The organism is Buttiauxella gaviniae ATCC 51604 (assembly GCF_001654835.1).
GTDB lineage: Bacteria > Pseudomonadota > Gammaproteobacteria > Enterobacterales > Enterobacteriaceae > Buttiauxella > Buttiauxella gaviniae.
In genome coordinates this window covers 118,944-141,439 of record NZ_LXEP01000007.1, presented here as the reverse complement: position 1 = coordinate 141,439, position 22,496 = coordinate 118,944, and the positions used below count along the sequence as shown (strand labels likewise).

The 22,496-nt window shown below is 50.9% G+C and carries 21 protein-coding genes; 10 read left to right on the top strand and 11 right to left on the bottom strand.

Annotated elements, in window-relative coordinates; all coding sequences use genetic code 11:
- Nucleotides 1-6 precede the first annotated feature (6 nt).
- Nucleotides 7-780, top strand: coding sequence for a histidine ABC transporter ATP-binding protein HisP (hisP, locus tag M977_RS04860; RefSeq protein ID WP_034458841.1), 774 nt, complete (start codon nucleotides 7-9; stop codon nucleotides 778-780).
- 36 nt (nucleotides 781-816) lie between these two features.
- On the opposite strand, the gene M977_RS04855 is transcribed toward hisP, so the two are convergent.
- From M977_RS04855 to yfcG, 3 genes are all read right to left on the bottom strand, one after another.
- Nucleotides 817-1,710: a TIGR01777 family oxidoreductase gene (locus tag M977_RS04855; RefSeq protein ID WP_064512731.1), complete on the bottom strand. Its 894-nt coding sequence runs from the start codon at nucleotides 1,708-1,710 to the stop codon at nucleotides 817-819.
- Nucleotides 1,711-1,732: 22 nt separating this feature from the next.
- Nucleotides 1,733-2,098 carry a dihydroneopterin triphosphate 2'-epimerase gene (gene folX, locus M977_RS04850; protein WP_064512730.1) on the bottom strand — a complete coding sequence of 122 codons (366 nt, stop codon included), beginning with the start codon at nucleotides 2,096-2,098 and terminating at the stop codon, nucleotides 1,733-1,735.
- Between the two features lie 92 nt (nucleotides 2,099-2,190).
- On the bottom strand, nucleotides 2,191-2,820 hold the full coding sequence (gene yfcG / locus M977_RS04845) for a GSH-dependent disulfide bond oxidoreductase (protein WP_064512729.1): 630 nt from the start codon (nucleotides 2,818-2,820) through the stop codon (nucleotides 2,191-2,193).
- Nucleotides 2,821-2,971: 151 nt separating this feature from the next.
- On the opposite strand from yfcG, the gene yfcF reads away from it, so the two are divergent.
- Genes yfcF through yfcD form a run of 3 tightly spaced genes read left to right on the top strand, consistent with a single transcriptional unit; the run spans nucleotide 2,972 to nucleotide 4,825 of the window.
- Nucleotides 2,972-3,616 carry a glutathione transferase gene (yfcF, locus tag M977_RS04840; RefSeq protein ID WP_064512727.1) on the top strand — a complete coding sequence of 215 codons (645 nt, stop codon included), beginning with the start codon at nucleotides 2,972-2,974 and terminating at the stop codon, nucleotides 3,614-3,616.
- 56 nt (nucleotides 3,617-3,672) lie between these two features.
- A complete protein-coding gene (yfcE, locus tag M977_RS04835) occupies nucleotides 3,673-4,224 on the top strand; it encodes a phosphodiesterase (RefSeq protein WP_064512724.1) in 552 nt (183 codons plus the stop codon).
- A 55-nt stretch (nucleotides 4,225-4,279) separates the two neighbouring features.
- Nucleotides 4,280-4,825 (top strand): NUDIX hydrolase YfcD, encoded by a 546-nt coding sequence (gene yfcD, locus M977_RS04830; protein ID WP_064512722.1) that lies wholly within the window; start codon nucleotides 4,280-4,282, stop codon nucleotides 4,823-4,825.
- 70 nt (nucleotides 4,826-4,895) lie between these two features.
- Here the strand turns inward: yfcD and M977_RS04825 are convergent, their stop codons facing one another.
- Nucleotides 4,896-6,515: an FGGY-family carbohydrate kinase gene (locus M977_RS04825; RefSeq protein ID WP_064512720.1), complete on the bottom strand. Its 1,620-nt coding sequence runs from the start codon at nucleotides 6,513-6,515 to the stop codon at nucleotides 4,896-4,898.
- A gap of 23 nt (nucleotides 6,516-6,538) precedes the next feature.
- Nucleotides 6,539-7,288 carry an SDR family oxidoreductase gene (locus M977_RS04820; RefSeq protein ID WP_166671975.1) on the bottom strand — a complete coding sequence of 250 codons (750 nt, stop codon included), beginning with the start codon at nucleotides 7,286-7,288 and terminating at the stop codon, nucleotides 6,539-6,541.
- A 122-nt stretch (nucleotides 7,289-7,410) separates the two neighbouring features.
- On the opposite strand from M977_RS04820, the gene M977_RS04815 reads away from it, so the two are divergent.
- Entirely contained in the window at nucleotides 7,411-8,433 is a 1,023-nt protein-coding gene (locus tag M977_RS04815; RefSeq protein WP_064512717.1) for a LacI family DNA-binding transcriptional regulator, read from the top strand.
- Between the two features lie 8 nt (nucleotides 8,434-8,441).
- On the opposite strand, the gene M977_RS04810 is transcribed toward M977_RS04815, so the two are convergent.
- Nucleotides 8,442-9,383, bottom strand: coding sequence for a sugar-binding transcriptional regulator (locus tag M977_RS04810; protein ID WP_157092036.1), 942 nt, complete (start codon nucleotides 9,381-9,383; stop codon nucleotides 8,442-8,444).
- 214 nt (nucleotides 9,384-9,597) lie between these two features.
- On the opposite strand from M977_RS04810, the gene dalD reads away from it, so the two are divergent.
- The 4 genes from dalD to M977_RS04790 all read left to right on the top strand — a co-directional run bounded on the left by dalD (nucleotide 9,598) and on the right by M977_RS04790 (nucleotide 14,509).
- Nucleotides 9,598-10,965: a D-arabinitol 4-dehydrogenase gene (dalD, locus tag M977_RS04805; RefSeq protein ID WP_064512715.1), complete on the top strand. Its 1,368-nt coding sequence runs from the start codon at nucleotides 9,598-9,600 to the stop codon at nucleotides 10,963-10,965.
- Nucleotides 10,966-10,975: 10 nt separating this feature from the next.
- Nucleotides 10,976-12,439: a xylulokinase gene (xylB, locus tag M977_RS04800; protein WP_064512712.1), complete on the top strand. Its 1,464-nt coding sequence runs from the start codon at nucleotides 10,976-10,978 to the stop codon at nucleotides 12,437-12,439.
- 66 nt (nucleotides 12,440-12,505) lie between these two features.
- Nucleotides 12,506-13,786, top strand: coding sequence for an RbtT/DalT/CsbX family MFS transporter (locus M977_RS04795; RefSeq protein ID WP_064512710.1), 1,281 nt, complete (start codon nucleotides 12,506-12,508; stop codon nucleotides 13,784-13,786).
- Between the two features lie 48 nt (nucleotides 13,787-13,834).
- A complete protein-coding gene (locus tag M977_RS04790) occupies nucleotides 13,835-14,509 on the top strand; it encodes an HAD family hydrolase (protein ID WP_064512708.1) in 675 nt (224 codons plus the stop codon).
- Between the two features lie 91 nt (nucleotides 14,510-14,600).
- On the opposite strand, the gene M977_RS04785 is transcribed toward M977_RS04790, so the two are convergent.
- The 5 genes from M977_RS04785 to ackA form a co-directional block, all read right to left on the bottom strand.
- A complete protein-coding gene (locus M977_RS04785; protein ID WP_064512706.1) occupies nucleotides 14,601-15,854 on the bottom strand; it encodes a sugar ABC transporter permease in 1,254 nt (417 codons plus the stop codon).
- A gap of 3 nt (nucleotides 15,855-15,857) precedes the next feature.
- On the bottom strand, nucleotides 15,858-16,670 hold the full coding sequence (locus M977_RS04780) for an ATP-binding cassette domain-containing protein (protein WP_064512704.1): 813 nt from the start codon (nucleotides 16,668-16,670) through the stop codon (nucleotides 15,858-15,860).
- Nucleotides 16,671-16,732: 62 nt separating this feature from the next.
- A complete protein-coding gene (locus tag M977_RS04775; protein ID WP_064512701.1) occupies nucleotides 16,733-17,779 on the bottom strand; it encodes an ABC transporter substrate-binding protein in 1,047 nt (348 codons plus the stop codon).
- A gap of 387 nt (nucleotides 17,780-18,166) precedes the next feature.
- Nucleotides 18,167-20,308, bottom strand: coding sequence for a phosphate acetyltransferase (pta, locus tag M977_RS04770; RefSeq protein WP_064512699.1), 2,142 nt, complete (start codon nucleotides 20,306-20,308; stop codon nucleotides 18,167-18,169).
- A 132-nt stretch (nucleotides 20,309-20,440) separates the two neighbouring features.
- Nucleotides 20,441-21,643 (bottom strand): acetate kinase, encoded by a 1,203-nt coding sequence (gene ackA, locus M977_RS04765; RefSeq protein WP_064512697.1) that lies wholly within the window; start codon nucleotides 21,641-21,643, stop codon nucleotides 20,441-20,443.
- A gap of 336 nt (nucleotides 21,644-21,979) precedes the next feature.
- On the opposite strand from ackA, the gene yfbV reads away from it, so the two are divergent.
- Entirely contained in the window at nucleotides 21,980-22,435 is a 456-nt protein-coding gene (gene yfbV / locus M977_RS04760) for a terminus macrodomain insulation protein YfbV (protein WP_064512695.1), read from the top strand.
- Nucleotides 22,436-22,496: the final 61 nt, after the last annotated feature.

Sequence of the window (22,496 nt, the reverse complement as noted above, 5' to 3'; positions counted from 1 at the left end):
TCAACGATGACTGATAAAAAATTAAGCGTTACCGACCTGCACAAGCGCTATGGCCAACATGAAGTGCTCAAAGGCGTTTCTTTACAGGCTAATGCTGGTGATGTGATAAGCATCATTGGTTCATCGGGCTCAGGAAAAAGTACCTTTTTGCGTTGCATTAACTTCCTCGAAAAACCGAGTGAAGGGACGATTGTTGTCAATAACCAGAATATTAACCTGGTGCGCGATACCGATGGGCAGCTGAAAGTTGCCGATAAAAATCAACTCCGTTTGCTACGTACACGCCTGACGATGGTGTTCCAACATTTCAACTTGTGGAGCCACATGACGGTGCTGGAAAACGTCATGGAAGCGCCGATTCAGGTGCTGGGTCTGAGCAAGCAAGAAGCGAAAGAGCGTGCGATTAAGTATCTGGCGAAAGTGGGTATCGACGAGCGCCAGCAGATTAAATACCCGGTGCATCTTTCCGGCGGCCAGCAGCAGCGTGTTTCTATCGCCCGCGCACTGGCGATGGAACCTGAAGTGTTGTTGTTCGATGAACCGACTTCTGCGCTTGATCCTGAACTGGTAGGCGAAGTGCTGCGTATTATGCAGAAACTGGCCGAAGAGGGGAAAACGATGGTAGTGGTCACGCACGAGATGGATTTTGCGCGCCACGTTTCCAACCATGTAATTTTCTTGCATCAGGGCTTAATCGAGGAAGAGGGGACGCCGGAGGAGTTATTCGGGAACCCGAAAAGCGCCCGTTTGCAGCAGTTTTTGTCGGGCTCGTTGAAATAATACTGAAAGTCCCGCCGTTGCGGCGGGACTTGAATATTAACGCACTACATCCCCCAGTGCCTCTTCCAGATCATACCAACGGAAGCCAAACCCGGATTCTTCGAGCCGCTTTGGCAACGCGCGTTGCCCGCCTAATACCAACACCGACGATTCACCCATCATCATTCTGACGGCTGTTGCAGGTGCGCGTATAAATGCCGGGCGATTCAGTACATGGCCGAGAGCATGAGAGAACTGTTCGTTACGAACCGGATAGGGCGAAACCAAGTTAAACGGCCCGCGCAGGTCGTTATCCAACAGCCACAAAATGCCGTTCACCATATCGTCGATATGAATCCACGCCAGATATTGCCGCCCATCACCCATTGGCCCACCCAAACCTAAACGAAATATCGGCAGCAGTTTTGCCAGAATCCCGCCTTTGGGGGCTAACACTACGCCGGTACGCAGCAGGCAGACTCGCGTGTGCTCGCTCTGCGCACCACAGGCAATTTGCTCCCAACGGGCACACAGCTTATGGGTAAATTCGTTGTGTGGCGGTTCATCTTCGTTAATCACCACTTCACCGAGATCGCCGTAATACCCTGCGGCAGAACCGGAAATAAACACCGATGGCGGCGTCTGACTTGCTTTAAACATCTCAACCAGGCGTTCGGTGATTTGCCAGCGGCTTTGGCACAAGCGCTGTTTTTGCGACTCGGTCCAGCGTTTATCGGCAATCGGTTCGCCTGCAAGATTGATCACCGCATCGAATCCATCAAGATTCTGATGGTCGTTCAACCTTTTCCAGAATGTGACTTTGGGGTCAAAAAGCGTTCGCGCTTTGTCGGGATTTCTGGTGACGACCGTGACATCATGCCCTACTTCCAGCAAGCGTGGTACCAGATGGCTGCCAATCAAACCGGTTCCGCCGGTAATCAGTATCTGCATGCTCGTCTCCAGTTGATTGCGCTTACTTGCACCAACTCATGGTCATTGATACCGAGTCGGCATACCGCAGCGCGTGAAGTTTATCGATTTCTACTTCAGCATAAGATACCCACGGATGGTCGCATGCGATGTCGAGCACATCCTGAGTTAATTTTTCCAATAATGAGAAGCGATGGTTCTCGACCAACTGGATGATTTGTTTAGTGATAGTGCGGTAATTCAGCGCGTCGTTGATATCTTCACTGGCGCGGGCTTTGTCCGCTGGGTAATGAATGGCGACGTTAATGACAATATCCTGGCGATTGGCAATTTCTTCTTCTTTGATCCCAATGAAAGTGCGCAGGCGTAAATTTTTGATTCGAATAATCGCGTCTGGTTGTGGGGACATTGCAGGTGTGCTCCATGTAGTTATTTTCCATCGCAGACTATACCCAAATTAGATGAGGAAAAAAATTGCGCGCCATGTCGGGCGCGCAGGGTTTAGTTTTGCTGCGCTTTCTCATAGGCGCGTTCGGTTGCCGGGCGCGAGCGGATACGCTCAAACCAATTTTGAACGGCAGGGAAGTGCGCCAGATTGATGCGTTGGCGTTCATGGGAAACCGTCCATGGATAAGTCGCAATATCAGCAATGCTGTATTCGTTACCGCCCAGCCATGGAGTTTTCTCAAGCTGCTTATTCAGAACGCCGTACAAGCGTTGGGTTTCAACCTGGTAACGCTCAATGGCGTAGGGTACGGGCTGTGGGGCGAAGTGGTTAAAGTGATGATTCTGACCAAGCATTGGGCCAAAGCCACCCACTTGCCAGAATAGCCATTGCAGGGTGTGGACACGTTCGCGCAGGTCTTTGCTTAATAGCTCGTTGGTCTTTTCCGCTAAATACAGCAGGATTTCACCGGATTCAAACAAGCTTAGTGGGCCGCCGCCATCCAAAGGGTGGTTGTCGATAATCGCCGGAATTTTATTGTTCGGAGAAATTGCTAAAAAGGCAGGCTGAAACTGATCTCCTTTGCCAATATCAATACGATGAATGGCGTAGTCCAGGCCCGTCTCTTCCAGAAATAGCGTGATTTTATGGCCGTTTGGTGTCGGTGCGTAGTAGAGGTCAATCATGTCATTCCCATCCTGATATCAGTATTTTTCTTAAACCTATGGAGTATAGACTTTTTGGAAAAAGTGCTTCGTAGATGAGGTTTGCTCAGGTGACAGTTGCCATTTTCCGCTATATGTTCAATAGCCTGGGAAACGAAATTATGGGGATATTATGAGCCAGCCGACAATAACACTTTGGTCCGATGCGAATTTTTTTAGCCCGTACGTAATGTCTGTCTACGTTGCACTCAAAGAGAAAGGCCTGAACTTTAACCTGCAAACGATTGATCTGAATAGCGGGCAAAACCTGCAACCTGGCTGGAAAGGCTATGATTTGACGCGCCGCGTTCCCACTTTAGAAGTCGATGATTTTCTAATAAGTGAATCCTCGGCCATTACTGAATATCTTGAAGAGCGTTTTGCTCCGCCAACCTGGGAACGGATTTATCCGCATGACCTGGAAAAACGTGCCCGTGCCCGGCAAATCCAGGCCTGGATCCGCAGCGATTTAATGCCAATTCGTGAAGAGCGTTCAACCGACGTGGTTTTCGCAGGCGTGAAGAAACCACCGCTGACGGAGAAAGGACAGATTGCGACTCAAAAGCTTATAACGACGGTTGAAAATTTGTTGCCTGTCGGCCAACAAAATATTTTTGGCGAGTGGTCGATCGCCGATACCGACCTGGCACTGATGCTTAATCGTTTGATTCTCAATGGCGATGATGTCCCAGAGCGATTGGAAGAGTATGCAGCCTTCCAGTGGCAGCGTGCTTCTGTGCAGCGTTTTCTGGCACTTTCCGCAAAGCATTCTGGCTGATTAGCCCCATAATTCGCTATGATAATTCCGCTTACCATTAACAGGAATAGGGCTTTATGAAGCTGATGTTTGCCTCGGATATTCACGGATCGTTACCCGCAACAGAGCAGGTGCTGACGCATTTTGAGCGCAGTGGTGCTAAATGGTTAATATTGCTGGGTGATGTGCTGAATCATGGGCCGCGAAATGCGCTACCGGTGGGCTACAATCCTGGCGCTGTTGCAGAGTGCTTCAACAGCATTGCAGACAGAATTATCGCGGTTCGTGGTAACTGTGACAGTGAAGTTGACCAGATGCTGCTTCATTTTCCGATTACTGCACCCTGGCAACAAATATTGATGGAGGACCAGCGTTTATTTGTGACGCACGGTCACCTGTATAACCCGGATAAATTGCCACCACTGGCAGAAAACGATGTTTTGGTTTTTGGTCATACTCATCTTCCACTGGCTGAGAAGCAAGACACTGTCTATCTCTTTAATCCGGGCTCGGTGAGTATCCCTAAAGGCGGCTTTGAAGCGAGTTACGGCATGCTAAACGACGGTGTTCTGAGCGTTCACGCACTGAATAACGCTGGGGTTATTGCACAGGTCGAGATTACCCCGTAACTTACCGCTTGTTGAACATAACGCGCCAAAGAGCGCCCTGAATAAGGTTTCCCCAATGGCGGAACAGAGTCATTTTGTTGGCATGGAATGGGTAGATATTGTCAATGAAGACAATGAAGTAATCGCGCAAGCAAGCCGCGAGCAAATGCGCGCGCAGCGTTTGCGCCATCGCGCGACTTATATCGTTGTGCATGATGGTATGGGGAAGATTTTGGTGCAGCGTCGTACCGAAACCAAAGATTTTATGCCGGGCATGCTGGATGCTACCGCTGGTGGCGTAGTCCAGGCGGATGAACAACTGCTGGACTCAGCACGTCGTGAAGCTGAAGAGGAGTTGGGTATTGCCGGTGTGCCATTTGCCGAGCATGGTCAGTTCTACTTTGAGGACACCAACTGCCGCGTATGGGGAAGCCTGTTTAGCTGCGTTTCTCATGGCCCGTTTGCGTTGCAGGAAGAAGAAGTCAGCGAAGTATGCTGGATGTCGCCAGAAGAGATTACAGCTCGCTGTGACGACTTTACGCCGGACTCTCTTAAAGCACTGGCGTTGTGGATGACCCGCAATGCGAAGAATGAATCTCAGCACGCTGCTGCGACTGAGTAATTCATCTCGCGTCAGCCCGCCCCGGAGAATGTTTATCCGGGGCGGGTATCTGTACTAAATCAGCACTCAATCAGTTATCCCGAATCGCCTTAGCGGTCTGCTGCAAAAGTTTATAACTTTCATAGCGGGCGTGGTGTGTCTGGCGATACGCCTCTTGCGGTTCAAATTGCCTGTCTAATTGCGTCATGGAGGCCATGGCCTCTTGTACGGTTGACGCCACTTTTCCGGCAACGGCTCCCAGAATGGCTGACCCCAGCAGTACCGGCTCGCTGCATTTTGTGGTGATGATCGGCAAATCGCAGGCATCTGCCAGCAACTGACGCACCAGCGGGTGCTGGCCTGCGCCACCGCTAATCACAATTTTATCGGTCTTTACGCCTTGCTGACGCTGCGCATCAACAATTTGGCGCAGGCCATAGCCAATCCCGCACAGCCCGGCGACATACAGGGCAATCAGGTTATCCAGGTCACGCTCCATACCTAACCCGGCAATAACAGCTTTAGCTTGCGGATCGGCAAACGGCGCGCGGTTGCCTAAAAACTCTGGCACCACATGCAGGCCGCGAGCCATTTCTATCGCGCGGGAAGGATCGGTGATTTTAGCCAGCGCCAAATCCGCAAGGTAAACCGGTAGCGGCACATCAAGCGCTTGCGCCTGTTTTTTGGCTTCCGCCGCCGCAGGATGGAAAGTGACAAGCTGATCGATTGCCGCACCCGCAGCACTTTGGCCGCCTTCGCTTAGCCACATTCCCGGAACCATTGCACTGTAGTACGGCCCCCAGACGCCTGGAATGTAAACGGGATCTTGCGTGGAAGTCATCGTGCAGGCGGAAGTACCAAACACCCACGCCAGATTATGCAAAGCGCCTTTGTCGACACCCGCAGTTCCGATGCCCCCGGCGTGGGCGTCAATCATGCCGATAGCAACAGGTGTCCCAACCAGTAAACCCATCTCGTCCGCTGCTGCGGCACTTAGGCCTTGGCCGCATGGCGTGCCCGGTTCTTTGATCTCCTGGCCGATTCGTAAAAAATCTTCCTGTGCCAGTTCATCAAGCCCAATGGTGCGGAAATAATCTGGATCCCAACGTTTTTCATGGGACAGATAGGTCCATTTGCAGGTCACGGTGCAGGTCGATCGTGCCAGATCGCCCGTGGAACGCCAGGTAAGAAAATCCGCCAGATCAAAGAATTGCCAGGCGTTGTCGTAAATCTCCCGACGATTCTCTTTCAGCCAGAGGATTTTTGGCGTTTCCATTTCCGGTGAAATTTTGCCGCCGACGTACTGTAAAACTGGATGCTGCGTCTGGTTAATGCGTTCGGCCTGTTCGGTGGCGCGGTGATCCATCCAGACAATAATATTGCGTTCGGCTTCGTTCGCATCATTTACGGGCAGCGGCGCGCCATCTTTCCCCAACACCACTAACGAACAGGTCGCATCAAAGCCAATGCCGCTGACGCTCGTAGGCAATACACCCGCAGCGCTTACTACTTCACGAATGGTCTGACACACGGCCCGCCAGATTTCATTGCTCGACTGCTCAACTTTTTTACCGGAGCTTCGAAACGTGGTGATCGGTTGCGTCGCATGGGCAAGTAAATGGCCTGAAAGATCGAAAATCCCGGCGCGCACGCTTCCGGATCCGACATCCACGCCGATAATGGTATTTTTCTCTACAGTTTCATTTCTCATCTTTGTCACCCGTTCCCCTGGGATTACAAATCCACGCTGTTTGGCAGAATGACCAAATCACGGACGGTCACATTTTTATTGCGGGTGACCATAAACAGCACGGACTCAGCGACTTCAATCGGCTGCATCAGGCTACCGTTTGCCAGCGCTTCTTCCATTTTTTCTTTCGGCCAGTCATCGAGCAGAGCGGTAACCACCGGGCCTGGCAACACTGCGCCCACACGCACACCATATTGCGCAACCTGGCGACGCGTTGAGTGAACAAATGCCTGCACGGCAAATTTTGAGGCGGTATAAATCGGCTCCCAAATCACAGGCACCACGCCTGCAATCGAACTGGTGAAGATGATATCACCCGATTTCTGTGCGATAAGATGAGGCAGAACTGCGCGAACACTGCGGAATGCGGCATTAATATTGAGATTGAGGACGCGATCCCAGACATCCGGATCGCCCTCAGCTATTGGGCCGCCAATATATGCCCCGGCGTTGGCATGGAAGATATCCAGGCGCCCGGCGAGTTTCAAAATGCCGTCGAGAATATTGTCGACCTGCTGTGGTTGCATTAAATCGACCACCAGCGGAAAGGCATTTTCACCCATTTCAGCGGTCAGTTTTTGCAGCTTTTCGCCGTCGCGGTCAATCAGCACAACTTTCGCGCCAGCAGCCAGTAAAGTTCTGGCACACTCAAGACCAATACCAGAAGCGGCACCGGTAATCGCAGCAACTTTTCCGTCAAGAGAGCTATTCATAGAGGGTACGGCGTTTTTCATTTTATAATCCTTTTCAGTGGGTCAGAATTTTGGGATGTAATCATTTTTGCTCAATCGATAGAGCAGATTTAGCACCAGATGAAATTTGCAGCAAGCATGATTAAAAACGGAGAGAAAAATTTGTGATACGCGCCAGGAAAACGAAGAAAATTACCATTTACGATTTGGCGGAACTGACAGGCGTTTCAGCGAGTGCGGTAAGCGCAATTCTGAACGGCAACTGGAAGAAGCGCCGGATCAGCGCAAAACTGGCGGAAAAGGTCACTCAAGTCGCGCAGGAGCAGGGCTACGCCGTGAACCGGCAGGCCAGTTTGCTGCGCAAAGAAAAATCGCGGGTTATTGGCATGATTGTGCCGAAATACGACAACCGTTATTTCGGTTCAATCGTTGAAAAATTTGAAGAGATGGCCCGTGAACGCGGTCTTTTCCCGATCATTACCTGCACCCGTCGTAACCCAGAACTGGAAATTGACGCCGTGCGCACCATGCTTTCGTGGCAGGTGGAATGGGTGATTGCCACCGGGGCGACCCGGCCTGATGAAATCTCCGAGCTATGCTCTCAGGCAGGCGTCCATACCTTAAACCTCGACTTACCTGGCACGCTGGCTCCGTCGGTTATTTCTGATAACTATGGCGGCGCAAAGCTACTTACCGAGCGTATTTTGCTCAATGCGGAAAAACGCCTTGGGCAAAAAATTTCGCTGACGTTTGTTGGTGGGCGGCGCAACGATCACAACACACGTGAACGCCTGCGTGGGTTTAGAGATGCCCATCAGGAAGCGGGGCTGGTGGTGTCAGCGAAGAACATTTATATCGATGGTTATTCGCCAAAACATGTTCAGGAGACGCTTGCGGAATTTACGCCGCCAGAAGATGGCCTCTACGGTTTGTTCGTTAACTCCACCATTTCACTGGAAGGTGTCGTCCAGTGGCTGTCTGCGCGAGGACAAACAGGCGAGAGACAGCCGCCGATGGGATGTTTTGACTGGGACCCGTTTGTGCCGCTGCTTGGGCATGATATTGATATGATCAGGCAGGATGTTCCGGCCATGCTGGAAGCGGCTTTTTCAATCATTGATTCGGGCGACACGAAGATTCAATGTATCGAAATTCCGCCCACGCTTAGTTGCGGAACACCATTGTAACCGCCTAATTAGCGGGTCAGCAGCCAGCGGGCAGTGTGTTCATCGGTGACCAGGCCGTTAATCCATTTGCCCTTGAGCGCTGAAAAAATCGCCGGGCGCTTATCTTCACCACAGGCCGCTGCAATGCGCGGGCAATCGCTGCGACGAATATCATAGCTGGTGATGAGATTGTTTATATCGCTCTCGACAACATCGCCGTTCTCATCAATAAAACGCCCCAAAACTTCGCCGATAGCACCTTGCCGCGTCAGCATTTCGAGCTGCTCAAAAGTAATAAACCCATCTTTGAAAATCGGGCTTTCCTGGTTGAGCGCGCCGATGCCGACAAAAATAACGTCCGCTTGCAGGGCGACATTTGAAACATTATTAAATAGGCGATTCGAACACCACATCTGGTGCTCAAGGGACGTTTGTGCGTAGCGTGGCGCGGGCCATTGGTAATAATTGGCCTGGATTTTACTTGCCAATAGCAAAGGCACATCGTCGTAATAGTTACATTTCCCGTCTGCATCCATGGCGCTGATTAACGCCACGCAGCGCGTGTTCGGGCTGTCGAAATCAATCCGCTTGATGGTCTTTTTCAACGTAAGCCCTGAGCCGATGCCGATAACTTTTTCGTTATCGCTGCGCAGGTATTTCTCCATCAGCTGATAACAGCCGAAGGAAACGCTGTCGAGCGTCATATCGCTGGTAAAGGCGGGTACCACATTGCATTCAATCAGGCCGTATTTTTCTTTCAGCATCTGGGCGTAATTCAGGCAAGTGGCGACAGGGTGATTCAACCCAATAGAAACGATGCCTTCTTCTTTTGCAGCCGCTAGCAGGCGCTGAACGACCGGGCGTGAAGTACCAAGTTGGGTGGCTATCTCGCTCTGGTTTTGCCCGGCAATGTAGTACATCCACGCGGCGCGAACTTTCTGATCCAACCGTATATCTTCTTCAGTTATCAATTTATTCAGCACCTTAAGTTTTTACGGAGATGTTTAATACCCCCAGCGAATCCCTGCATTTTGGCGTGTGCAGGCGATGCAGGCAACTCTATTTTATTTGTTTGTGGTCATTTGTAATTTTTACGGTCATTTGCTCTTTTGTGACGTAAAGCTCTTAATTTGGTTAATTGTTCCATTACATTCTTCACCACAAACTGAAATGGAGAGCAACGTTATGGCTACGCAAAATACCTGGTTACACATTGGTCTGGGATCTTTTCACCGCGCTCATCAGGCCTGGTACTTACACCGCTTGATTGCGCAGGGTGATGCTCGCTGGCATATCGCCGCAGGTAACATCCGTAATGATGCAGAACATGTGGTTGCCGCACTCACCGCGCAAAAGGGCCGCTACGTGTTAGAAACCGTCAGCCCAGAAGGTGAGCGTGTATACGAAGAAATAACATCTATTCAGAAGTTGTTGCCATGGCAGGCTGATTTACAACCGCTGATTACAGAGGGCGCGAAGCCTGAAACGAAAGTGATCGCCTTTACCGTCACGGAAGGGGGTTACTACCTGAATACCACTCATCAATTAGAAGTGAATAACGCAGATTTAGCCTGTGATTTGCAGGGTGGTAATAAAACGATTTACGGCGTGATTACCCGCATTCTTGAGCAACGCATGGCCAACAATGCCGGACCGTTAACGCTGCTCAACTGCGATAACGTGCGTCACAACGGCGAACGCTTCCATGATGGTCTTGTTGAGTTCCTGACTCTGACCGGAAAGCAGGCGGTAATTGAATGGCTGAAGGCCAATGCTACTTGCCCGAATACCATGGTGGACCGTATCACTCCACGCCCGGCGGCAGATTTGCCGGCGCGTATTAAAGAGAAAACCGGTACTGACGACAAAGCTCCGGTGATGGGTGAAACCTTTATTCAGTGGGTCGTCGAAGACAATTTCCGCGATGTGCGCCCCGATCTGGAAGCGGTCGGCGTGGAGATGGTCGAATCGGTTATTCCTTACGAAGAGGCAAAAATCCGCATTCTTAACGCCTCCCACAGCTGCATTGCCTGGGCCGGAACACTGATGGGTAAACAGTTTATCCATGAAAGCACCCTGACCGACGCTATCTACGCTATTGCTGACCGCTATGTCACCGAAGATGTGATCCCAAGCCTTGGGAATAACGGCATCGATTTACCGACATACCGTGACGTGGTGCTCAAGCGCTTCACCAACCCGTATATCGAAGATACCAACCAGCGCGTCGCCGCCGATGGTTTCTCCAAAATCCCGGCGATGATTACCCCAACGATGCTTGAATGCTACCAGCGCGGTGCCGTCCCGCATGCCACGGCAATGTTGCCTGCGCTGTTCTTTGTCTATATGGAACAGTGGCACAAAGGCCAACTGCCTTATGAATACCAGGACGGCATTCTGGATGCCGACGCGGTTCATGCCATGTTTAACGCCGAAGACCCGATTGCGCTTTTTGCCAGCGACAAAGCCCTGTTTGGGGAATTAGCGACTCGTGATGATTTCGCCGCGCTGCTGCGTGAAAAAATTCAGGCTGTTTACACACTGATTCGCTAAGAGGTGAACCATGTTTTTAGGCATCGATCTTGGAACTTCTGAAGTTAAGGCGCTGGTTATCAATGAAGATGGCGAGATAGTCACTAGCCACAGCGTGCCGCTGACCATTCAGCGGCCTCATCCACACTGGTCAGAACAAAGCCCTCAGGCATGGTGGGATGCCACCGATTATTTGATGACCACGCTTAAAGACAAATGTGAAAAGCATTGGTCTGCGATCAAAGCGGTCGGTCTTTCTGGGCAAATGCACGGCGCAGTGTTGCTCGACGCTGCGGGCGTGGTCATCCGTCCGGCGATTTTATGGAACGACACCCGCAGCGCACTTGAATGTGCTGAGCTGGAAGAGATCGCTCCAGAACTACATTCGATCGCCGGGAACCTCGCCATGCCTGGTTTCACCGCACCGAAACTGTTGTGGGTTCGCCGCCATGAACCTGAGAATTTCAAACGTATCGACACGGTTCTACTGCCGAAAGATTACCTGCGCTTTCGCATGACAGATAAAAAAATCTCTGACATGTCTGACTCCGCAGGCACGCTCTGGCTTGATGTGGCGAAACGCGACTGGTCCGACGCCCTGCTGGAAAAATGTGGGCTTTCAAGACGCAACATGCCTGCGCTGGTTGAAGGCTGCGAAGTATCCGCAACGCTTGCTCCAGAAATAGCGAAACGCTGGGGATTAAACCCGTCGGTAGTCGTAGCCGGTGGTGGGGGTGATAACGCAGTCAGTGCTATTGGCGTAGGGGCTGTAAGCCCAGGTGATGCGTTTATTTCTCTCGGTACTTCCGGGGTTTTATTTGTGGTGAATGAGGCTTATCGCCCGGCACCAGCTTCTGCCGTACACGCATTTTGCCACGTTTTGCCTGAACGCTGGCACCAGATGAGCGTGATGCTCAGTGCTGCAAGTTGCCTGCAATGGTTCTGCCGACTGGTGGGCGTAACTGAATTGGCATTACTGGAAGAAGTGGCGCAATTAAGCGACAGCGAAAAAGCTAACGCGCCGATGTTTTTACCTTATCTGTCTGGCGAACGAACGCCCCATAACGACCCGAATGCAAGAGGAATGTTCCACGGTCTGACCCATGCCAGCAATCGCGCCACTATGGGCTATGCCGTGCTGGAAGGTGTCAGTTTTGGTCTCGCCGATGGTCTGCGTGTGTTGCAGGAAAGTGGCACCCATATCGACCAATGTTCTTTAGTAGGTGGCGGTGCGCGTAGCCCGCTTTGGGCACAGTTACTGGCGGATGTCCTCAATATGCCCGTCGTGACACATAAGGGAGGGGAAACGGGTGGTGCACTCGGTGCTGCCCGGCTGGCATGCCTGGCTACAGGTAAAGATTTGGAAACGGTTTGCAAGAAACCAGAAATCTACCAGACATGGATTGCTCGCCCTGAGCAACACACGAGTTTGATGAAAAGATACACACAATTTAAGTCTCTATATCTGAACGATCTGCATTTTAGAACTCACTGATTTTTATAATAAAAAAACACCCCGGCGAAGGCCGGGGGATACCCTGTACACAAAAATGAGGTCACTATGTCTATTACTAATAAACAGTGGTTTGGGTTACCGCTACACCTGCTGTGGGGTTACATCGCTATTGCTGTGTTTATGACCGGAGACGGTTTTGAGCTGGCATTCTTATCCCACTACATCAAAGAGTTGGGATTCTCTCCCGCTCAAGCCTCTTTTGCCTTTACGCTTTATGGCCTTGCCGCAGCACTGTCTGCGTGGGTATCTGGCGTAGTTGCTGAAATTATTACACCGCAGAAAACCATGTTTATCGGTTTTGTGCTGTGGTGCGTATTCCATGTCCTTTTCCTGGTTTTTGGTCTGGGGCACGCAAACTATCCGCTGATCCTGCTGTTTTACGGAATCCGTGGGTTTGCTTACCCACTGTTCCTTTACTCTTTCATTGTGGTGATTATTCATAACGTTAAGAGTGAAAATGCCAGTTCAGCACTTGGCTGGTACTGGGCAGTATATTCCATCGGCATCGGTGTAGCGGGTAGCTATATTCCAAGTTTTACTATTCCACTTGTTGGGGAGTTAGGGACGTTATGGATGGCGCTGTTCTTCTGCCTGGCTGGCGGGTTGATAGCGATGATTTCGCTGCGTAAGGTACAGACCCCAACGCACATGCATAACCTGACCACCAAAGAGAAGTTCAATGAGCTAGGTCGTGCAATCACTTTGCTCTATACCAACCGCAGCATTATGTATTCGAGCATGGTTCGTATCATCAACACTCTTTCTTTATTCGGTTTTGCCGTGATTATGCCGCTGATGTTTGTGGACGAGCTGGGCTTTACGACATCTGAATGGTTACAGATATGGGCGGCGTTTTTCTTTACCACCATTTTCTCCAATATTTTCTGGGGTATCGTCGCGGAAAAGCTAGGTTGGATGCGCGTGGTGCGTTGGTTTGGATGTCTGGGTATGGCGGCATCAAGCCTGGCGTTTTACTACGTACCGCAATACTTTGGCCATAACTTCGGTATGGCGCTGATCCCGGCAATTGCTTTAGGTATTTTTGTGGCAGCGTTTGTGCCAATGGCGGCGGTATTCCCGGCGCTGGAGCCTCGCCACAAAGGGGCAGCGATTTCGGTTTACAACCTCTCTGCGGGCTTGTCCAACTTTCTGGCTCCGGCCATTGCGGTGGTGCTGCTGCCTTACTTCAGCACTATCGGCGTCGTTATTGCGTATACCACGCTTTATATTATCGCCTTCTTCCTTTGCCACTTTATCCGTGTCGAACAGCCAGGCTTTGAAAGCGCGGTTCGCGTCGCTGATGACGTGACGGTAAGGGCATCTTAATACATTACGGCTGGCGTGCTGCGCCAGCCTAATCCAAATGGAACAGCAATGAGCTTGCAAGCGATTATTTTTGATATGGATGGCGTCATTATTGATTCCGAAGGTTTTTGGCAGGATGCGCAAATCGAAATGCTGGCAGACCAGGGCGTTGCTATAACCGCCGCAGAATGCGAAGAACTCACCAAAGGAAAGCGCATTGATGAAATTGCGCGCATCTGGTGTGAAAAGCAATTTCTGACGGTTGAACCACAATGGCTTGAGAAACAAATCATTGCGCGAGTCTGTAATGCTATTCGGGAAAAAGGGATGGCAATGAATGGGTTATATCAGGTGTTAGAATGTTTTCATCGCAAGGGTTATCGCCTTGCGCTGGCAACGTCATCCAGCCCGGAAGTTATCGAGGCTGTATTTGATAAATTAGATCTCTGGCAATGGTTTGGCGTGATTTGTAGCGCTGATGAAGAGAGCTTTGGTAAACCGCATCCCGCCGTTTACCTGACCGTAATGCGAAAACTGGGCCTGCAAGCCGCTCAATGTCGGGTCATTGAAGACAGCCTTAATGGCTTTACCGCCGCCCGGCGGGCTGAGATTAAAACCTTTGTTGTTGCCCCTGATTGCCATGAACCAAAATTCGCTTCGGCAGCTGGGCATTACTCAACGCTAACTGAACTTAGTCATGCTCTAAATCTTCACAGCGAACCGGCGCTAAGAGCCAGTTGCTGACTAATACGGAAGCGCAGAAATCATCCAGGGGAGTGAACGGTCTGACATCCTGGTTTCTGCGCTTCCTTTAACTTTCTTAATCTAACGTCTGTCAGGCGCGCCCATGGGTTACGCGTGAACGTCTGGCCACGGAGTCGACGATGACGGCAATCGCAAGTACGCCGCCTGTAATCATATATCGCAGCGACGAAGGCAAATTAAGTAGCGTCAGCCCGTTAGAAATACACTGAATAACAATAATACCCAGCAGGGCGGAATAGGCGCTTCCTCGGCCGCCAAACAGACTCGTACCGCCAATAACCGCCGCCGCAATGGCGTTTAAATTGACATCTCCGGTACCGGCTTGTTGGCTGGCGGACGCCAGGCGTGATGCGGCAAGAATGCCGCCGGTGGTTGCCAGCACAGAGCAAATCATAAATGCACTAATATAAATACCGCGCACGTTAATACCTGAACGGCGAGCGGCTTCACGGTTGCCACCCACGGCAAACATCGACCGGCCCCATTTTGTTCTTTTGAGCGCGTAGTTAAGCACGACGACCACGAGGATAAACAAGCCGAAAACCCATGGCACACCGCGACCGATGTTGAGATAAAACACCATAAATTCAAAAACAGCGGTCATAAACAGACTGCGAGCCCACAAAGAGCTGAGCGGTTCGCAAGACAAATTTGCTGCGGCACGGCGTGTGCGGGTGCGAAAACCCTGGGCGAGCATCACGATACCGGGTAACAGCGCAAAAATATGCGCCATCCAGCCGGGCATAACTAAGACCTGGCCGAAACGCACCAGCGGCGAAACATAGGGGAGGTTGATACTGCCTGATGGCCCGAGAATATAAAGTTGCATCCCGAGCAGCGCCAGAAGCCCGGCCAACGTCGCCACAAAACTCGGCATCCCTAAACGGCTGTAAAGCTCGGCATAAATCAGGCCAACCACTGCGCCAACCGCGAGTGCAACGGCGATAGCGCCAACTACGGACCAACCCTGATTCACCCACAGCACGCCAATAATTGCCGACGCCAGGCCGCTCATCGAACCGACCGAGAGATCGATCTCACCTAACAGCAATACACAAACAATCCCCAGCGAAATAAACCCGACGGTCGCACAGTCAAATAACATATTAACGAGATTATTCGGGGCCATATAAATCGGGTTGAGAAGGGTGAAAACAATCGAAATTATAATCAGCCCTAGCACCACGGGAATCATCCCTAAATCGCCCGTTTTAATCCGGGTAATATAAGCGCGCAGCAAGCCAAAGATATTATCCTGATGGTCGACGCGCTCATCGCTGCGATCTAACCGGGTTTCGGGAAGCAGTGGTTTATTGGTCGTCATCGCTTAATTCGCCCCCAACGTATGTTCGGTTGTTTTTCTTTCCACCCGACGTGAGACGGAATTTTCTGTCGCTCCGGTAATGGCCGCCACTAATTCCTGATTGGTAGATTCGGGTGTGAAAATGCCTTTATTGCGGCCCAGACGTAATACGACAATTCTGTCTGCGACGGCCCGCACATCTTCCATATTATGACTGATGATAATGACCCCCAGACCGCGCTCGCGAACGCGTTCAATCAGGTTAAGTACTTCGGCTGTTTGCGCCACGCCAAGTGCCGCAGTTGGTTCATCCAGCATGATGATTTTCGGGTTAAGCAGAAGCGAACGGGCAATCGCCACAGTTTGGCGCTGGCCGCCGGACAACGAAGCGACCGGCTCGCGTACCGAAGGAATGCGCGCAGCCAGCTCTTTTAAAAGCGTCCAGGCGCGGACTTCCATCGTCACTTCATCAAGCTGCCAGGCCGATAATTCGTGCCCGAGAAACAAATTCGCCACCACATCTAAATTTTCACATAACGCCAAATCCTGAAAGACGGTTGAAATACCATATTCCAGCGCCTTTCCTGGCGTATCGAGAGAGATTAATTCCCCCTCGAATTCAACCGTGCCGGAAGTGGGTTGATGAACCCCCGCTAATATTTTTACTAGCGTTGATTTTCCCGCGCCGTTATCACCCACCAGGGCGACGACTTCCCCGGCGTAAACATCAAGATCAATATCGGTTAGCGCAGAAACTGCACCAAAGTTTTTAGAGATTTTACTTAATTTAAGCAGCGGCTTATCAGTGCGAGGCGCGAGGTCATTTTCAATTAACATAGCCAGAACCTTAATATCGTCAGTGCGTCCGTAAGAAGATTTACGGACGCATGAGTCGTGACTTAGTGAGTAATACCTAATTTCTTACAGGCCTCTTGATATTCACCCGTACAAACCTGTTCCGGGGTCTGGATTTTCTTATCAAAAATTTCTGCTTTGATATTTTTGGACGTAATAACTGCCGGGACAAATAGCTGCGAAGGCGTGTTATAGAGAGTCGAAGTCGCTTTCGGTGTCTGCCCGTTAATTAATTGCACGGCAACATTGGCGGCAGCCGCGGCGACAATTTCCGATGGTTTAGAAATAGTGTTGTATTGATCGCCTGCGATAATTAACTGTAGTGCGGCAATGGTCGCATCATTACCGGTAACCGGTGGAATCGGCTGCACGCCACCCGCTTTGAATGCGGCAATGGCACCGCCGCCAGTGCCGTCGTTTGCCGCCACAACGCCTTTAATCTGGTCACTAAAACGCGTGATTTGGCCTGCGGTCCACTCCTGCGCTTTTGGCGGAGCCCACTCTGGCGTGTCAAATTCTGCCAGTGTTTTATAGCCCGAGTCTTTAAGCCCACGATGAATACCATCGCGAATCAGACCCGCCGCGGCATCCGTCGGCGAACCGTTGATTTCAAGCACGCCTGCGCCTGCGGGAACGCCGGATGTTTTCATGTGCTCAACCAGCGATTTGGAAATGGCATATCCGATTCCTTCGTTATCAAACGAAATATAAAAATCGGCAGGTTTTGCGGGGATAGGGCGATCGTAGGCAATCACTTTGACGCCTTGGGAGTGCGCAATTTCTACCAGGCCCGCGGCGGCGGATGAATCAACAGGATCAAGCACAATGACTTTCGCGCCCTGGGCAATCGCTGAGTTGAATTGCTGTTGTTGCAACGAGGCATTGGCGTTGGCGTTTTGGTAGATAACTTTGCACTGCTGGCAAATCTTATTTAGCTCGGTTTTAAAGCCGGGGAAATCATGTTGTTCGTAACGGGTCGAGGCCTGGTCAGGCATTAAAAAGGCGACGGTTGCCGCTTCCTGAGCATGAACTGCGCCAGTAAAACCTAATACGACCATAAGGGTTGCTTTGAACATAGTACGATATTGCATCTTTCTGCTCCTCGCTGATCCGAACACGATAATCGCCTCTGTACGGCATCGCTGAGGCGAAGGGTATGTTTTAACTTATTGCAATATAAGGTAAATTTCCTTTATCACTGTTTCACTCAAGAATTATGCTGAACATCCCCATCTTGCTACCGTGAAACCAGAAATTAAACTTTTATTTATCATCTGATTTACATTTGCTCAATCGGTGAAGCAGAATTGCCACTACTCATTTAGGTTGTCAAGATAACTCAGAAAAGCGATGTGATTTTTGTGATTAACAGCAGAATAGAAGAGTGGGGAGGGTACGACGATAAGCTGGATCGGGAGGGGTGAAAGATAATAAAAAAGGCCGCATATAAATGCGGCCTTGTTGCTTCTCAGAAGAACTTAGTCTTGTTGAGAAGACTGAATCGCAGTCAGAGCGATGGTGTAAACGATATCGTCTACCAGTGCGCCACGAGACAGGTCGTTGACTGGTTTACGCATACCTTGCAGCATTGGCCCGATGGAGATCAGGTCTGCTGAGCGCTGTACCGCTTTATAGGTGGTGTTACCGGTGTTCAGGTCTGGGAAGATGAACACGGTAGCGCGACCCGCAACCGGTGAGTTTGGCGCTTTGGATTTAGCAACGTCAGCCATAACTGCGGCGTCGTACTGCAACGGACCATCGATGACCAGGTCAGGACGTTTTTCTTGAGCAATACGTGTAGCTTCACGTACTTTCTCAACGTCGCTACCTGCACCAGAAGTGCCGGTGGAGTAGGACAGCATTGCAACGCGTGGATCGATACCGAATGCAGCAGCGGAATCCGCAGACTGAATAGCGATTTCTGCCAGTTGCTCAGCAGTTGGATCCGGGTTGATCGCGCAGTCGCCGTAAACATAAACCTGTTCTGGCAGCAGCATGAAGAACACGGAAGAAACCAAAGAGCTGCCTGGTGCAGTTTTGATCAGCTGTAACGGTGGACGAATGGTGTTCGCGGTAGTGTGAACAGCACCAGAAACCAGACCGTCAACTTCGTCTTGCTCAAGCATCAAAGTACCCAGCACAACGTTGTCTTCCAGTTGCTCACGCGCAACGGCTTCGGTCATGCCTTTGCTCTTACGCAGCTCAACCAAACGTGCAACGTAGCTCTCGCGAACCACTTCCGGGTCAACGATTTCGATGCCAGCACTCAACTCAACACCTTGTGCCGCAGCAACACGGGTGATTTCATCCGGGTTACCCAAAAGTACGCAAGTTGCGATACCGCGTTCAGCACAGATAGATGCCGCTTTCACGGTACGTGGCTCTTCGCCTTCTGGCAGAACAACGCGTTTGCCCGCTTTACGTGCCAGCTCAGTGAGCTGATAACGGAACGCTGGAGGAGACAGACGACGGCTACGCTCGGAAGTAGCGGTCAGAGATTCAATCCAGTTTGCATCAATGTGGCTTGCCACATATTCCTGCACTTTCTCGATACGCTGATGGTCGTCAGTTGGGACTTCCAGGTTGAAGCTTTGCAGGCTCAGGGAAGTCTGCCAGGTGTTAGTGTCAACCATGAACAGCGGCAGGCCAGTTGCGAATGCACGCTCACACAGTTTGGTCACGCGTGGGTCCATTTCGTAACCGCCGGTCAGCAGAACTGCACCGATGTCCACACCGTTCATTGCAGCCAGGCACGCTGCAACCAGCACGTCTGGACGGTCTGCTGAAGTCACCAGCAAAGAACCTGGACGGAAGTGTTCCAGCATGTGCGGAATGCTACGCGCACAGAAAGTCACAGACTTCACGCGACGAGTTTTGATGTCGCCTTCGTTGATGATGGTTGCGTTCAGGTGACGCGCCATATCAATTGCACGAGTAGCAATCAGATCAAAGCTCCATGGCACACAGCCCAGAACTGGCAGCGGGCTGTCGGCAAACAGTGCTTTAGGATCGATGTTAGCGATGCTCGCTTTAGTGGAGTCATCAAAAATCTCGGACAGGTCAGGGCGAGTACGACCTTGCTCATCAACTGGGGCATTCAGTTTGTTAATGATTACGCCAGTGATGTTGGTGTTCTTGCTGCCGCCGAAGCTGCTACGTGCCAGCTCGATACGCTCTTTCATCTGCTCTGGGGAGTTGTTGCCCAGCGACATAACGAAGACGATTTCAGCGTTCAGCGTTTTTGCGATTTCGTAGTTCAGAGACTGCGCAAACTGATGTTTACGAGTAGGAACCAGACCTTCAACCAGAACCACTTCAGCGTCTTTGCTGCTGGCGTGGAAGTTGGCAATGATCTCTTCCATCAGCACGTCTTGTTGGTTGCTCGACAGCAGCGACTCAACGTGATTCATGTGCAGCGGCTCAGCCGTTGGGATGTTGGAGTTAGCACGCACAATGCTGGTGGTTTGATCTGGAGTATCGTCACCGGTACGCGGTTGGGCGATAGGTTTGAAAACGCTAAGGCGAACGCCTTTTTGTTCCATAGCACGGATAACACCAAGGCTGACGCTGGTCAGGCCGACGCTGGTTCCGGTAGGGATCAACATAATAGTACGGGACACGGTATAACCTCTTTGTATATACCCGGCATAGTTCGGGTCGCAGAGGATTGCAGCAACTCGAATTATTTTGGGTACAGCCCTTTTCAGGGCTCAGAAAACAACACCGCCAGCGAAGGCTGGCGGTAAGGAGAATCAAGCGGTCAGGCGAGATGCATCCTGAGCGATAACCAGTTCTTCGTTGGTCGGAATGACCATCGCAGGAACGGTACCCTCTTTGTTGATGTAGCCTGATTTGCCGAAACGAGCAGCCAGGTTGCGTTCGTGGTCAACTTCAAAGCCCAGAACACCCAGTTTGCCCAGAGACAGTTCACGTACCATTGCAGCGTTTTCACCGATACCACCAGTGAACACAACGCCGTCCAAACGACCTTCCATCAGTGCAGTGTAAGAACCGATGTATTTCGCCAGACGATGGCAGAACACGTCCATTGCACGTTTAGCATCTTCTTTAGTGGTGTAGTTGTCTTCGACATAACGGCAGTCGCTGGTGACTTCAGTCAGACCCAACAGGCCAGACTCTTTAGTCAGCATTTTGTTGATATCGTCAACGCTCATGCCCAGGGAATCGTGCAGGTGGAAGATGATAGCTGGATCGATGTCACCAGAACGGGTGCCCATTACCAGACCTTCCAGCGGAGTCAGACCCATAGAGGTGTCAACACACTTGCCGTTACGGATAGCAGAAACAGAACCGCCGTTGCCCAGGTGGCAAGTGATCAGGTTCACTTCTTCCACTGGCTTGTTCAGCATTTTCGCGGCTTCTTGAGTCACATAGAAGTGGCTGGTGCCGTGTGCGCCGTAACGACGAACGCCATGCTCTCTGTACAGGTTGTACGGCAGAGCATAGAGGTAAGATTCTTCTGGCATGGTCTGATGGAACGCGGTGTCAAACACAGCAACGTTTTTATCAGCCAGTTTAGGGAAAGATTTCAGTGCTTCAGCAATACCGATCAGGTGTGCCGGGTTATGCAGTGGTGCAAAAGAAGCAGTATCTTTGATACCCTGAATCACGGTCTCGTCGATAACGACGGAGCTGGTGTACTTCTCGCCGCCGTGAACAACACGGTGGCCGATAGCAGTCAGCTGCTCGGACAATTCAGGTTTTTGTGCCAGAATGGTATTAACCATAAAGTTAAGAGCTTCGCTGTGAGCGGCGCCTGCACCCAAAGCCGCTTCTTGTTTACCGCCATCCATTTTCCATTTGATACGTGCTTCAGGAAGATGGAAACATTCGGCTAAACCAGAAAGGTACTCGTCACCGTTTACTGCATCAATGATTGCAAATTTCAGTGAAGAGCTACCGCAGTTCAGAACCAGTACTAACTTACTCGACATGGAAGTACCTACTATTAATATGTGGCTAAAAAAACGTCAGTTAGTCTCTCAGCGTAGCGCATGATGAGCCTGACATTTATGATTAACGTCATGCCAGAAGCGTTTTTTTGGCATGACGAATAAATACTCTAGAGTTTACGCCATGTTGCGCGATTTTTCGGCAACGGCTGACTGAGCAAAAAATTGACAACCTGCGGTTTCCCTTCTACGGCCATCAAGGCCGGCACAGGATACCCGATTGCAGCAGCTAAAGACAAAAGATTTTGAACCATGTAATTTAGAGTTGTTGTTTTGCACAAAAATTTTATTTTTTATATGTGAAGTTGAGGTAAAGCCATGTCGACACCCCTAAAAAGCCACGCCAGCTGGTTTAGCATATTCAGCCGTGGGCAACACTATTCTAAGACCTGGCCTGTCGATAAACGCCTCGCGCCAGTCTTTGTAGAAAATCGTGTTATCCGCGCCACACGTTTTGCCATCCGCTTTATGCCCCCACTTGCTGTGTTTACGCTTACCTGGCAGATTGCCCTTGGCGGCCAACTTGGCCCCGCAGTCGCAACCGCATTATTCGCCTGTAGCTTACCAATGCAGGGTTTATGGTGGCTAGGAAAGCGCTCAGTTACGCCACTGCCGCCGACCATTTTGAGCTGGTTCTACGAAGTGCGCGGCAAATTACAGGAAGCAGGGCAGGCGCTAACACCGATTGAAGGCAAGCCAGATTACCAGGCGCTCGCTGAAGTACTGAAACGTGCGTTTAAGCAGTTGGATAAAACTTTTCTTGATGATTTGTAAAATCCCTGCCGTTACGCATATATAGAAGGATATTTTTTCGCAGGAGTGATTCTGCGCAACA

Excerpts from the sequence above, each read along its gene's own strand:
- xylB (WP_064512712.1), top strand. The coding sequence starts at position 10,976 with ATGTTTTTAGGCATCGATCTTGGAACTTCTGAAGTTAAGGCGCTGGTT.
- M977_RS04785 (WP_064512706.1), bottom strand. The coding sequence starts at position 15,854 with ATGACGACCAATAAACCACTGCTTCCCGAAACCCGGTTAGATCGCAGC.
- ackA (WP_064512697.1), bottom strand. The coding sequence starts at position 21,643 with ATGTCGAGTAAGTTAGTACTGGTTCTGAACTGCGGTAGCTCTTCACTG.
- yfcE (WP_064512724.1), top strand. The coding sequence starts at position 3,673 with ATGAAGCTGATGTTTGCCTCGGATATTCACGGATCGTTACCCGCAACA.
- M977_RS04795 (WP_064512710.1), top strand. The coding sequence starts at position 12,506 with ATGTCTATTACTAATAAACAGTGGTTTGGGTTACCGCTACACCTGCTG.
- yfcF (WP_064512727.1), top strand. The coding sequence starts at position 2,972 with ATGAGCCAGCCGACAATAACACTTTGGTCCGATGCGAATTTTTTTAGC.
- yfcD (WP_064512722.1), top strand. The coding sequence starts at position 4,280 with ATGGCGGAACAGAGTCATTTTGTTGGCATGGAATGGGTAGATATTGTC.
- M977_RS04820 (WP_166671975.1), bottom strand. The coding sequence starts at position 7,288 with ATGAAAAACGCCGTACCCTCTATGAATAGCTCTCTTGACGGAAAAGTT.
- dalD (WP_064512715.1), top strand. The coding sequence starts at position 9,598 with ATGGCTACGCAAAATACCTGGTTACACATTGGTCTGGGATCTTTTCAC.
- M977_RS04780 (WP_064512704.1), bottom strand. The coding sequence starts at position 16,670 with ATGTTAATTGAAAATGACCTCGCGCCTCGCACTGATAAGCCGCTGCTT.
- yfbV (WP_064512695.1), top strand. The coding sequence starts at position 21,980 with ATGTCGACACCCCTAAAAAGCCACGCCAGCTGGTTTAGCATATTCAGC.
- M977_RS04790 (WP_064512708.1), top strand. The coding sequence starts at position 13,835 with ATGAGCTTGCAAGCGATTATTTTTGATATGGATGGCGTCATTATTGAT.
- M977_RS04855 (WP_064512731.1), bottom strand. The coding sequence starts at position 1,710 with ATGCAGATACTGATTACCGGCGGAACCGGTTTGATTGGCAGCCATCTG.
- M977_RS04775 (WP_064512701.1), bottom strand. The coding sequence starts at position 17,779 with ATGCAATATCGTACTATGTTCAAAGCAACCCTTATGGTCGTATTAGGT.
- yfcG (WP_064512729.1), bottom strand. The coding sequence starts at position 2,820 with ATGATTGACCTCTACTACGCACCGACACCAAACGGCCATAAAATCACG.
- folX (WP_064512730.1), bottom strand. The coding sequence starts at position 2,098 with ATGTCCCCACAACCAGACGCGATTATTCGAATCAAAAATTTACGCCTG.
- M977_RS04825 (WP_064512720.1), bottom strand. The coding sequence starts at position 6,515 with ATGAGAAATGAAACTGTAGAGAAAAATACCATTATCGGCGTGGATGTC.
- hisP (WP_034458841.1), top strand. The coding sequence starts at position 7 with ATGACTGATAAAAAATTAAGCGTTACCGACCTGCACAAGCGCTATGGC.